We start from the raw sequence: 12,778 nt of genomic DNA, 5'->3' as shown, positions 1-12,778 counted from the left end.
ATTTACAATATTATTTTCTTTAAAAAAGAGGGGAGTGGCTTCTATTCGTTTAAATTTTGGGTTACAGGTAAAAGATCAACTTATGGCGTAGGAGGGAATTACCTCTCAGAACATTTATATTTTTTTAATAGAGTTAAAAAAGATGGCTCTCTGAAAATCCATTATAAATTTTCAGAAAGCCAACACTAAATTTTATTTATCTGTACTACACATTCCACATGCGTCGTATGTGGAAACATGTCGACGGGTTGGATTTGTTCAGTTCTATACCCACCTAGCTCCAAGATAGCAAGATCCCGGGCCAGGGTTGCTGGGTTGCAGGATACGTAGACGACCTTGTTCGGTTTCATGTCGAGGATCGTGTTGAGTAGTGTTTCGTCGCAGCCTTTCCGCGGTGGATCGACGACGAGGGTATCGGCTTTGATCCCTTTTTTATACCAGGCTGGGATGACGGTTTCCGCTTCCCCTACTTCAAACTCCACGTTCGTCATTCCGTTCAGTTCTGCATTCCGTTTTGCATCTTCTATCGCTTCGGGAACGATTTCGACGCCGTACACTTTGTTCGCTTTTTGTGCGAGGAACAGCGAGATTGTACCGATGCCGCAGTAGGCGTCAATCACCGTTTCGTTTCCTTCCAATTGAGCGTACTCAAGCGCCTTGTCATAGAGCACTTTCGTTTGTGTCGGGTTCACTTGATAGAAGGAACGGGCTGAAATCGCGAATTGGATGTCGCCAATCGTGTCATAAATGTACTCATCGCCCCAGAGGACGCGCGTTTGATCACCGAAGATCACATTCGTCTTTTTCGGATTGACGTTTTGGACGATCGATTTCACATTTGGAATCTGATCGACGATGTCAGCGACGATGTTCTTTTTGTTCGGCAGTTCTTTGCCTTTCGTGACCAGTACGACCATGATCTGACCGGTGTTTTGACCGTACTTCGCGACGACATGACGGAGCGTTCCTTTATGGCTGCGTTCGTCATAAGCCCTGATGCCATAGTTGTTCGCAATCTCTTTTACCGTCTGGACGACAAGGTCATTCGCTTCCTGCTGGATCAGACATTCTTTCATATCGATGATCCGATGGCTTCCTTTTTGATAGAAACCTGTGATCAGTCCACCTTCTTCCTCACCGACGGGGACTTGTGCTTTGTTTCGGTAGCGCCACGGGTCGTCCATTCCTAGCACAGGCAGTACGTTGACGTCCTTCAGCTTGCCAATCCGTTCCATGACGTCCTGCACTTGTTTCCGCTTGTATTCGAGCTGGCCTTCATACGTCAGGTGCTGCAGCTGACAGCCGCCACATTGGTTGTAGATCGGGCATGGAGGCGCGGTACGATGTTCACTTTCTTTCGTCACTTCCAACAGTTTTCCGAATCCGAATCCTTTCTTCGTCTTAATTACTTTGACCTTCGCTTCTTCACCAGGAAGGCCTCTTGGAACAAAAAGCGTGTAGCCGTCGACTTTTGCGACACCCGCACCATCATGGGACAGGTCTTCGAATGTGACGTCGATGATATCGTTTTTTTGAACTGGTAAGGCTTGTTTTGCCATCTAATTTTCCTTCTTCCGCTCGTAAAATTCTTATCTGATTGTAGCACATCCGGAAGACGAATAACAAAAACATAAAGAAAAGCAAAGAGGCCGTCAGTACCCCCTTGCTTAACAGTTATTTCTACATATAGTCAGCCATCATCTTTTTCATATTTACGGCTGTTTCCTTCGGTTGCTCTGAACCGGTGATTGCACTGCCGGCGATGATAATATCCGGCCTTTCTTGAAGGATCGACGGCAGGGAATCCAGATTCACACCACCTGCCACGGCTACTTCAAAATCGAATTCCTTGATCAATGAAAACAACTCGGTATCAAAGGCACCCTCTGTCTGCTTGTCTTTGCCGATGTGGAGGCTTACGAGACGGACACCGAGCTTTTCTAGTGCCGCAACCTTTTCCTTTTCATGTACCTCCAACAAATCGATCATGATCTGCTTTTCTGTTTCATGTGCGATTCTCAAAGTGTCCGTGATCGTCTGCCCAGCTGAGAATGCCATGACCGTCGCGATGTCTGCGCCCGCTTCAAACACTTGAAGTGCTTCGTGCCTGCCCGCATCACAGGTCTTCATATCCGCAAGAATCACATGATCCGGGTAGCGGTTCCTCATCTCCCGTACGATCGCCATTCCATACTCTTTGATGACACCTGTTCCGACCTCTATGATATCAATGCTCTCCTTCGTTTCTTCAACGATCCGAAAGCACTCGTCCTTCGTCAACCTGTCCAATGCCAATTGCAGTTTCATCATAAAACCTCACTTTATTGTTCAATTTCACCATGTTTCTCTGTTACACCTTAAACGTATGGCTTGATTGTCGTTTATCGTTCATCCATTAAAACATTCCAGGATTCAACATCTTAGGGATGAAGAATGCGATATCCGGGAAAAACGCGATGAACAGCAATACGACCAGGATGATCGCAATATATGGAATGACGGCGACAAACGACCGTTCAATGGACATATCGCCAATCTTTGCTGCGAGTAGAAGGCACAAGCCATAAGGCGGCGTGATCAGACCGACGGCTAATGTGATGACGACGATCAGCCCAAGGTGGACCGGGTCGATTCCAAACTCGAGCGCTGTCGGCAGGATGACCGGCACGAACAAGATCATCGCTGGAATCGCATCCATGAACGTTCCGACAAACAGGAAGAATGCGATGATGATGAGGATGAACAACCATTCTGCTCCGATATTGTTCGTAAAGAATTCCTGTGCCATCGTTCCTAGGCGGTAATAACTCAACAGCTCTCCCAATGCACTCGCAGCAGCCAATGCAAACAGGGATAAGGAGCTTAATGCTAACGTCTCCATCAAAATCTTCGGCAAGTCTTTCAGTTTCAATGTTTTATAGTAAAACATACAGACGAGCAGTGTATATAAGGATGCAATTGCTGCAGCCTCTGTCGCTGTGAAGAATCCTGAGATGATCCCGCCGATGATGATGACTGGTGTCAATAATGCCGGAAAAGCTTCAGCGAACATCCGGAAAAATTGCTTGAATTCGACCCGTGCCGCTTTCGGATAATTTCGTTTGACGGCAATGAAGTACATCATGATCATCATGGCCAGCCCGATCAGGATCCCTGGAACGATACCACCGAGAAATAATGCACCGATAGACGCATTGGTCAGACCAGCGAAGATAATCATCGGGATGCTTGGTGGGATGACGACACCTATCGTTGACGAGGCGGATGTGACACCTACGGCCGTTTCTTTTTCATATCCTTTATTCCTCATGCTCGGGATCAGAATTTTCCCGACACCAGCCGTATCAGCCTGTGATGCTCCGGAAACACCGGCAAACATCATTGATACGAGGATATTCGCGTGTGCCAGCCCGCCACGGATTGGCCCGACGATGGCGAGCGCAAGATTGATCAACTTCTCGGATATTTTACCTGAGTTCATCAAATTGGCTGCAAGGATGAATAATGGAATAGCCAACAGGACAAACGAATCGAGGCCATTGACCATTTTCATCGAAACCGTGGCTTCAGGTGTGTAAGGAATGCCGGAAATCCCGACTAATGCAACAATACCGATGACGAATGCAATCGGAACCCCGATCAACATCAAGACGATGAAGAGTGCAAGTAATAGAAACCCCATTATCCATTGACCTCCTTCGCTTTTCCTGTATGGACTTGACCCGCTTTAACTGTCTGGACATGATCAATCAGATGTGAAAAGGAATAGATGATCATCGTTCCGGCCATGATCGGAACGGACATCCATATATACCCCATTTTCATATCAGGGATCGATGCCCATGTATAATTCCAGAATTCGACTGCGACCTGGACACCTAATAGGAAGATGAATACATTGAACGTGATGAGCACCAGATCATTGACTATTTTCAAAGAGGTTTTCCGCTTCCCTTTCAAGTTTTTCAGGATAAAATCAAAGTTGAAATGCTCACGGCGATTGACCATGATCGCTGCTCCCATGAAGATCGCCCAAATGAACGAATAATTGGCGACCTCCTCAGTCCAGATGATCGAAATGCCTAAATGCCTCGTGATGATCTGTAACATGATGACGAAAAAGAAAATAGATAAGAATAGGATGGCGACTGTCATTTGCAACCTTTCAAGAACTTGTACGAAACGTTTCATAGAATTCCCTCCCAAGCTGTTAGTCTAGTTCTCTGATCTTATTCAATAGTTCTTCTGCCTCGATCTCTGTAGCGAAGTCATCCAATATAGGCTTGGCGATCTCGATGAAAGGTTCTCGATCGATCTCGTTGACGACCGCCCCTTCTTCGATCGCTTTTTCCTTATATTCGATGTCCTGTTTGAGGGTTTCTTCACGTTCTGCCTTCACCGATTCCTTTGCCGCCTGCAAGATGATTTCCTGATGTTCCTTTGAGTAGTCATCGAATTTCTCGCCATTGATCAATAATAGTCTTGTCGTGTAGTCGTGGGCCGTTTCCGATATATATTTTCCGTTCGGAGTCGTATGGTGGGCCTGCTGGACGAAAAACGGGTAAGCGTTTTCAGACGAATCGACGACATCCTGCTGCAAGCCCTGGTACAGTTCGCCCCATGCTATATTGGATGGGATGGCTCCTGTTTTCTTCCAGAAATCTGAAATGACTCCGGATGTTTGTGTCCGTAGCGAAACACCCTTCAGGTCTTCCACTGATTCGATTGGTTTCTTCCCATAATAATGCCGCACACCAGCTGTCCAATAGCCTAATAGTTTAAAGGAATTATCGGATTTTTCATTGATGATTTCCGCCATTTCTTTTCCGACTTCCCCATCAACGGTTTTCAACCAATGGTCATAGTCTTTGAACAGATACGGTGCGGAAAATAGATCGATTTCCCTTATGCCCGTCTGGGTCATGAAACCAGGGGATGCAAGCACAACATCTGCAGCACCGAGTTGAAGTTTTTCGACCAGCTGTGATTCCTCCGTCCCGATCGTACCGGCATGCACTTCGACTTCAATCGATCCGTTTGATTCCTTTTCGGCAACCTCTTTAAATTTCAATAAACCGACCTGGAACGGATTATCAGGAGATGTCTGGTTATGAGCAGCAATGATTTTGATCTTCCCATCTCCATTTGGATCCGCTTCGTCTGTGTTGCAACCGGAAATGATTGCAATCGTTGCAATAATCAGAAAAATGAAGCCGTATTTGATTTTGCTCATGTTGGTATACCTCCATTTATAGATTATGATCACGCTTTAAGCCTAAATTGCATGAGGGCTTTTTCGTTTAGTGCTTACCCGCAAGACTGTGACCGCTTTCAATTCATCGTAAATGGGGTGGATTGAATCCTCCCCTGTCTACTCAAGGTTTGCATGTTTTTGGTTTAATTTGGAATGGCTGTTCCCTTCAGGCTGCTGTTCGAGGAGATAGACGATGATCGCATCCAATAGCAGGTGAGCCGATTGATCAAACTGGCTTCCCAGCGGCTGGATCGTATCCGGCTCCGATGGAAGGCGTTTCTTGGTAGCTGCAGGTATCGTGAGCAAGAAATCACTGATCCGCCCGATGGCCGAATCCTTATTCGTCGTCACTAAAGCAACCTTTGCATCAATCTCTTTGGCTTTTTCTGCGTATTGCACGAGTGAACCTGTACTCCCTGAACCAGAGATGAGGACCAATAGATCACCGGTTTTGATGCTGGGGGTGATCGTCTCTCCCACGACATAGATTGGAAAATTGCTATGCATCAACCGCATCGCGAATACTTTGCCGATCAAACCGGAACGTCCTGTACCCGCCACAAAGATCCGTTTCACTTGATTCAATTCATCTGCAAGCCGAATCGCCTCATCGGTGTCCACTCTTCCTAAAACTTCCTGTATTTCTGAAGCAACTGTCTTGATGATCTTTTCCATAACACTCACCCTCCCTTATGTATTTCAACAAGATTCCCTTACGATCAGTTGTGGTTCAAAACGGTAGATCTCTGTATCCCCGTTGTCTTTGTCGATGATCAGGTTGATGAGAATTTCTGCCGCCTTATTCCCCATTTCGAATGCAGGTTGTATGATTGTCGACAAAGCTGGACTGTATATACTGGCAAACGATACATCATCGATATTGATCAGTGCGAGGTCCTCCGGTATCCTGATCCGATATTTTTTCGTATAAGCAAGCACCTCGAATAAAGTACGGTCATTAACGGCGAATATCGCGTCGGGCGGATCCGGGAGTTTCATCATGTTTTCGATCTTTGCTTGCATGTCGTTGATTTCCCCGCTGATGATGTATTTCGGGTTGACCGGCCTATTATGTTTTTCCAACGCTTTTTTATACCCTTCGACCCGTTCCACCCTTGGCGTCAGATTTCTACCGAGTGGCGGTGAGATGATTCCGATCCGCTCATAGCCTCTTTCCATGAATTCCTCCACAGCTAGCAGGGAAGCCTTTTCGTTATCAAGGAGGAGCGTGTTGATCGAAATGCCAGGGACGATCCGGTCAATGAATACAACTGGATACTGGGCATCAATCAACTTTTTGAACAAATCGACATTTCCCCCTGTAGGAAAGGCGATGATTCCGTCGACTTGTTTTGCCCAGAGCATTTCGATGTACTTTTTTTCTTTTGCTGGATCATCATCCGCATTGCAGACGATGACATGGAACCCTTTTTCATTACAGAAATCCTCGATCGCCCGGATGACCTGGGTGGAGAACACGTGTAAGATGTTGGCGACGATAACGCCGATCGTCGTCGATGATTTCTGCTTCAAGCCTCTCGCCATGATATTAGGACTATAGCCCAACTCATCGATCGCTTTCTTGATCCGTTCTTTCGTCTTTTCACCCATATAGTCATAGCGCTGATTCAAATATTGGGATACTGTACTCTTGGAAACTTCCGCATGCTTTGCAACTTCTGCTATTGTGATCCTTTTCATATAAGAACTCCTAATCTAACTTTTTGTGAAAACTAAACCGATTTAGTAAATCGATTTAGTGAAAGTATAAAATAGTTGAAAGCGTTTTACAACCGTACCTTGGGATGATTTTTATTCCAATTTAAATTCCTAAAGAAAACTTGGCAAAGCCAAGCCATTGGCGCAGTCTTAGCCTTAGTTGCGCTTATACTCAAGAAAGTATTTTTATACTTTCTTTAAGTGCAAAAAAAGCCCCCGGCTGTATTGCCGGGGGCTCAAATTATGCTTCTACGCTTTTTAACGTTTTCATGCTTTCGATTGCGATGTTGAGGTGTTTTTCCTCAGGCTTGCTGGTAAAACAGTAGTATTGCAGGAAAGAGCCTAGCTTATAAAATGGCTTCAAGCGGCTTCTCTTCATACGGAACATTTCATAGCCGATGCTCCACGCAATCAGCATGGTAAGGAGCATACTCTCCAAGAAAAAGGAAAAGAGTATTGTGTTGAAAACGATGAACACAACAAGATTCGTCCCGCAGCGCGGATGGACTCTTGGCTGGTTCGCAACATTTTCATAGGTCAATGGGAGGTTTTTGTCCTCGCAATGCGCAACCATATGCTCAGCCGCATGATACTTCGAAATGCTCGTGAACCGGATGACTAGACCCGCTATTACGATCATTGCTACTGAAAAGAACCATTCTTTTTCCGTTAAAGGCACACTGCTCGTGCCCTGTCCACCTGGCAAGGCTTTCCCTAATAAAAAAAGCGCAGCAAATGCCAGGACGAGCTGCTTGTACACATTCATCATCGCTTTGACGATCGACCAGATGCCTCTGACAAAAGGAATTCTGTTCAGAAAAGTATCCAGCTTGCCTTCACCCTTATGTAGCGGTTGTACCTTTGCTTCAAGTTTTCCGTTGTGATTGACTGCTTTAACGCGATAGTTTTTGCCGATGAACAAGACGCTTTTCAGTCCGGCAGCTCCACCTTTGTATACCTGCATCCACATCACATTCCTTTTCATTCAGATATTACCAGTGTACAATAATCTGAATTTTTTAACAATACTTAAACGAGGGCTTGTTTGGACAGGATTTGGATATAAAGATACTATACCTTATGTTTTGAGGAGGCAGAAATGCGTTTACTCTATATTCCCCTGCTTATGGCAGCCGTCGGGTTCGCGATCGGTTTTGCTCAAGAAGGGCTTCAAGTCGGGCTCATCTATGCAATCGGCTTTTTTAGCGGAAGTGCCATCTATCGGACCATGCGTCATGTAATTGTAAAGAATGCGAAAAAAATCAGCCACAAGCGTTAAATGCTTATGGCTGGTTTTTTATATTATTTTTCTGTTGGGTGTTCGACCATTGCACTTCCTCCGCCTCGTCTGACGGGTTCAGCTGCTGCTTGCACTTTTCCATCTGGAAGGAAGGCGATTGCGGTTGCAGCTCCGATCCCTTGCGACAAAGTCGAGGTGTAGAAGGTGTGACCTAATGCTTGTAATTCCTCGTACTCTTCTGTTTCAGTAAAGGCTGCTTCAACGACGATGTTCCCAGTAGGTCGATTCCGCTGGGTCAGTCTAGGTGCAGCCAATGCCTCAGGTAAGCTCATTCCAAAGTCAAGGTTATATACTATTGTCTGCAGGACGGTTGTGATGATCGTCGCGCTGCCAGGCGCCCCTAATGTAAGGACCGGGTCGCCGTCTTTCATGACGATCGTCGGTGACATGCTGCTGAGCGGTCTCATACCAGGTTCCGGTGCATTCGGCTCTCCTTCTGGTGTAACTGATGGCACACGTCCGGAAAGGGCATCGTTCAACAAGAAGCCATATCCCGGTACGACCATTCCGTTCCCTCCGATGGAAACGATCGTGTTTGTGTAGGAAACGACATTCCCATCCTTATCACTGACAGAAAGGTGAATCGTCTGGCTCATGTCTTCGTTTTCTTCATAATCCGATGGGGCAGTCGTCGCTTCCTGTTCACGATTCAAATCCTCGACCTCGATCGGCCCAGTGTGGAAGCTTCCTCCTTCCCCATCTCGGAATTCAATCGCACTCAAGAGGAAACGTCCAGGAGCCGTGACACCATCATCTTGTACTTCAAGATTCCAATCAGCTGGTTCTTCCTCATTCTGATCCCATGTTTTCACTTTGATTTGATCGCCTTCCACTCGGAAACGGAGCTGCTGCCAATCGGTCGAGCGCGGATAGCTGAAGCGTCCAATCTCCTCGATTTCTCCTCCGTCCACCGTACGGATGAGACGGATGTTATTGTAGCCTGAACGGATTTCGACACCGTATCCATTATGCGGGCTTGTGCTTCTTACCCAGCCATCTGAACGGAGCCAATAGCGTAAATAATGGCTTGGGCTAATCTCATTGATTTTATAAGGGACAAGCAGTTCACTGTCGGTCGTCAGCTCCATATTGGATGCTGCCCGTCCACTGGCGTTTGCAATGCCCCCAAGAACGATCCTACCATTTCCATCCTCGATATCGAAGGTGACATCCGAATCGGTTTCTACGAAGAGCTTGTCCTGATTCCATGGGTCTCCGTTTTCACCTGCAAAATCATAGTCGAAACCATATCCCAGTTCTGGTTTCGGGTCCGGCCAGCGATCAGGGTCTTCTTCATATGGCCATGGATCACCTGGTGCAACTGTGCCAACCGAAGCCCGTTCACCAATTTCTTGTCGGCGTTCTGCCGCAAAACCTTTTGTCAGGAGACCGGTTATCGGGACATCAGTATATTTTGGGTCCCCAAGATAGGCGTCACGATCGGCAAAGGCGTGTCGTGATGCTTCGAGATAATAATGGAGTGCTTCTGTCCGGGACATACTGGAAAGATCATAGCCTTCCAGGATATTGAGCGCTTCTCCAATCGTTATCCCACCGCTAGAAGGCAGTGACATTCCATAAACCTGATAGTCTCGATAATCGATGTTCGTAGGTTCCTGTGTGAATATCTCGTAACCTTGCAGATCGGACTTCGTCATTTCACCTGGCAAAACGAAGCTATCAACGTTTTCTGCAACAGGTGGATTATTGATCGTCTCGATGATGGCATCTGCAATTTCACCCTCATAAAAGATGTCGCTGCCATACTTTCCAATCAGTTTATACGTATCGGCAAGGTCTTTATTCGTTAATCTATCCCCCGCTTCAGGTACCTCGCCTTCTTCAGTCAGATAGATGTCACTAGTAGAGTCGAATAGCCGGAACCGGTCGGCGTTCTCAGTCACTTCCCTGACGAAGTTCTCATCGATCGTAAAACCACGCTGAGCGACGACGATTGCCGGTTGAAGCACTTGTCTCAGGCTCATGGTCCCGTATGCTTCAAGTGCTTCCTCCCAGGCAAGGACTGTACCAGGTACACCCGTTGCCGCTCCGCTGCTTTTCCGGACAGCCCTCGGATATTCATCCCCGTTTTCATCAAGGAAAGCGTGTGGACCGAAGTTTTGCGATGCCTGTTCACGGTTGTCGATTGTGATGACTTTATCTTCCTCTTCAAGATAAACCATCATCATACCGCCGCCCCCGACCCCGCCTGAAAACGGACGGACGACACCCTGGACGGCAGCAGCTGCAATCGCGGCATCAATTGCATTTCCACCCTGTTTTAATATGTGCATCGCAGCCTGGGACGCGTCTGGGTGCTCGGTTGCTACCGCTCCGCCTGTGCCTATGGCGGTCGGCTGCTGATCGACCTGCGGATTGAGTTGCGCTTCCGTTACAGTCGGCATCGTGAGTAACATGGAAGCGAGTACAACAAAGATAAGGCTTTTCAGCTTTCTTTTAAACATACAATCCCCCTTAAAGCGATATGCAAAAGCTTAAATTTTTCGTGTGGGTTATTTTGAATGACCTTTTCCTGGTTTGTTTATTCCGATAGCGGCTCCAATCCGTCTTGAGTCTGAGGCGCCATAGAATAAGCCTTTGTCATAATCGATCTGGATACTCTGGACGTTTCCGATCGTCAGCTGGGATCCGATATTATGTCCCATCGAAGCTAGTTCGGAGCGTACTTCGGACGGAATGCCTTCTTCCCAGTTCATGGCCGAAGTGTGCGAGTTGTAGATCCTCGGTGCCTCGATCGCTTCTTTCAGTCCCATGTCATACTCGACCAGGTTCAGGAACACTTGCAGGACGGAAACGATGATCCGTGGTCCACCAGGCGAGCCGAGCGTCAAGACCGGTTTGCCGTCTTCAAGTACCATCGTTGGTGTCATGCTGCTCATCGGTCGTTTGTTCGGCTGCACTTCATTCGCTCCACCTGGACGCGCATCAAAGTCCGTGATTTCATTATTCAGCATCAAACCGTAACCAGGGACCATGATTCCTGTACCGAAAACCTGCTCAATTGTTGTCGTATAGGAAACGACATTGCCCCATTTGTCTGCGACAGTAAAGTGGGTCGTCTCACCCATCTCCTTATCATCCGCTTGCTCGACGACATCCATTGTTGGGTCTGCATCTTCATATTGCCATGGATCGCCCGCTTCGACATTCTGGTTCGCTTCTTCCAGATCGATCAGCGCCCGTCTCTCCTCGATATAATCAGGATGGAGCATACCGCGCATCGGTACGTCGACGTACTCCGGATCCCCGATATACGCTGCCCGGTCGGCGTAACTGACCTTCATCGCCTCTGATAACAGGTGATATTTTTCCACGGAATTTTCACCGTATTGGCCGATATCGAAGCCTTCTAACAGCTTAAGCATTTGCAAGAGCGTCAAACCACCTGAGCTTGGGGGAGGCATACTTGCAATCTCGTAATTTTTATAATCTCCGTAAACCGGTTCATCTTCTGTCACATCATAGTTTGCAAGATCTTCTGTCGTCATGCTTCCACCGAAATCCTGCACAACCTCAGCAAGAGCCTGCCCAATTTCCCCGTTATAAAAAGCATCTGTTCCATGAGCACGGATCAGCTTCAATGTTTTCGCAAGGTCTTTTTGCTGAAGCCATTCGCCTGCTTCAAGAGGTTTTCCATCTGGTAAAAAGACTTCTTTGGCAGCAGTGGCAGAGAGCTTGTCCTCATTCGAGGCAATCATACGTGCTAGATAATCATCGATAGCAAAACCTTTATCCGCAAGGTGGATCGCCGGGGTGATCAATTGCTGCATCGGTCTTGTCCCCCATTTTTCATGAGCGGTTTCCAAACCTTTCAATGTACCAGGCACGCCAACCGCATTACCGTGTCTCGAGCGTTCTCCGAATGGGATGATGTTTCCGTTTTCGTCAAGGAACATGTCAGGTGTTGCTCCTGCTGGTGCTCGTTCACGGCTGTTGATGATCGTGATGTCATCCGCTTCAGCGTCATAGACCATCATGAAGCCGCCGCCACCGATCCCAGACATCATCGGTTCCACAACGTTCAAGGCAAACTGGATCGCGATCGCCGCATCCATTGCGTTCCCACCTTTTTTCAATACGTCAGCTCCGACTTTTGAGGCCAGCGTATGTGAGGTGGATACCATCCCGTGGGTTCCGACATCATATTCTTTCAATTCATCAGGATTGTCTTTTTTTGCAACCCCAGAAGCTGGAGCCAGTGAGAATAACAACAGAACAGCCAATAATGCGTACGTGAACTTCTTCCAGTACAACTTTGACATCATACCAATCCTCTCCTGATTTTAAAATATTTTGAATTATGTAAAATTTTATCATTAAAAAATTTTGTTGATTTACGATTTATCTTGTAAGAACCTGTGAATCTATTATGAACACAGTACTTTTTCATCATTCTGAAAATATGATTCTATGCCGAATTACCTGCATGTCTTTGTACCTTCTGTCCCGATTTGTCGACAAGGCGTTCTGAAATTGGCTGTTAA

11 protein-coding genes are annotated in these 12,778 nt (G+C 46.8%); 1 reads left to right on the top strand and 10 read right to left on the bottom strand.

The genetic code is table 11. The features are described from left to right. Positions 1-185 precede the first annotated feature (185 nt). From rlmD to KOL94_RS19390, 8 genes are all read right to left on the bottom strand, one after another. The gene (gene rlmD / locus KOL94_RS19425) at positions 186-1,559 is read right to left on the bottom strand and encodes a 23S rRNA (uracil(1939)-C(5))-methyltransferase RlmD (RefSeq protein WP_221568335.1); all 1,374 of its coding nucleotides are present in this window, start codon (positions 1,557-1,559) and stop codon (positions 186-188) included. Between the two features lie 121 nt (positions 1,560-1,680). Then, entirely contained in the window at positions 1,681-2,307 is a 627-nt protein-coding gene (gene hxlA / locus KOL94_RS19420; protein WP_221568334.1) for a 3-hexulose-6-phosphate synthase, read from the bottom strand. 88 nt (positions 2,308-2,395) lie between these two features. Further along, on the bottom strand, positions 2,396-3,682 hold the full coding sequence (locus KOL94_RS19415) for a TRAP transporter large permease (RefSeq protein ID WP_221568333.1): 1,287 nt from the start codon (positions 3,680-3,682) through the stop codon (positions 2,396-2,398). Further along, a complete protein-coding gene (locus KOL94_RS19410) occupies positions 3,682-4,191 on the bottom strand; it encodes a TRAP transporter small permease (RefSeq protein WP_221568332.1) in 510 nt (169 codons plus the stop codon). Before KOL94_RS19410 ends, KOL94_RS19415 begins: the two co-directional genes overlap by 1 nt. Positions 4,192-4,210: 19 nt before the next feature. Next, positions 4,211-5,233, bottom strand: coding sequence for a TRAP transporter substrate-binding protein (locus tag KOL94_RS19405; RefSeq protein WP_221568331.1), 1,023 nt, complete (start codon positions 5,231-5,233; stop codon positions 4,211-4,213). 138 nt (positions 5,234-5,371) lie between these two features. Beyond that, complete coding sequence (gene hxlB, locus KOL94_RS19400; protein ID WP_221568330.1) at positions 5,372-5,929, bottom strand: 6-phospho-3-hexuloisomerase; 558 nt, start codon at positions 5,927-5,929, stop codon at positions 5,372-5,374. Positions 5,930-5,953: 24 nt separating this feature from the next. Beyond that, a complete protein-coding gene (locus KOL94_RS19395) occupies positions 5,954-6,955 on the bottom strand; it encodes a LacI family DNA-binding transcriptional regulator (RefSeq protein WP_221568329.1) in 1,002 nt (333 codons plus the stop codon). Between the two features lie 259 nt (positions 6,956-7,214). After that, positions 7,215-7,937, bottom strand: coding sequence for a DUF1385 domain-containing protein (locus KOL94_RS19390; RefSeq protein ID WP_221568328.1), 723 nt, complete (start codon positions 7,935-7,937; stop codon positions 7,215-7,217). A 135-nt stretch (positions 7,938-8,072) separates the two neighbouring features. On the opposite strand from KOL94_RS19390, the gene KOL94_RS19385 reads away from it, so the two are divergent. Continuing rightward, a complete protein-coding gene (locus KOL94_RS19385; protein ID WP_221568327.1) occupies positions 8,073-8,252 on the top strand; it encodes a hypothetical protein in 180 nt (59 codons plus the stop codon). A gap of 23 nt (positions 8,253-8,275) precedes the next feature. Here KOL94_RS19385 and KOL94_RS19380 read toward each other — a convergent pair whose 3' ends face one another. Further along, positions 8,276-10,738 carry a gamma-glutamyltransferase gene (locus KOL94_RS19380; RefSeq protein ID WP_221568326.1) on the bottom strand — a complete coding sequence of 821 codons (2,463 nt, stop codon included), beginning with the start codon at positions 10,736-10,738 and terminating at the stop codon, positions 8,276-8,278. A 48-nt stretch (positions 10,739-10,786) separates the two neighbouring features. Continuing rightward, on the bottom strand, positions 10,787-12,556 hold the full coding sequence (gene ggt, locus KOL94_RS19375) for a gamma-glutamyltransferase (RefSeq protein WP_221568590.1): 1,770 nt from the start codon (positions 12,554-12,556) through the stop codon (positions 10,787-10,789). Positions 12,557-12,778: the final 222 nt, after the last annotated feature.

Origin of the sequence: Alkalihalobacillus sp. TS-13 (genome assembly GCF_019720915.1) — a bacterium.
Classification (GTDB): Bacteria; Bacillota; Bacilli; order Bacillales; family Fictibacillaceae; genus Pseudalkalibacillus.
Note: the sequence above shows the minus strand (reverse complement) of the source record. Positions and strands in the feature narration are given on the sequence as shown.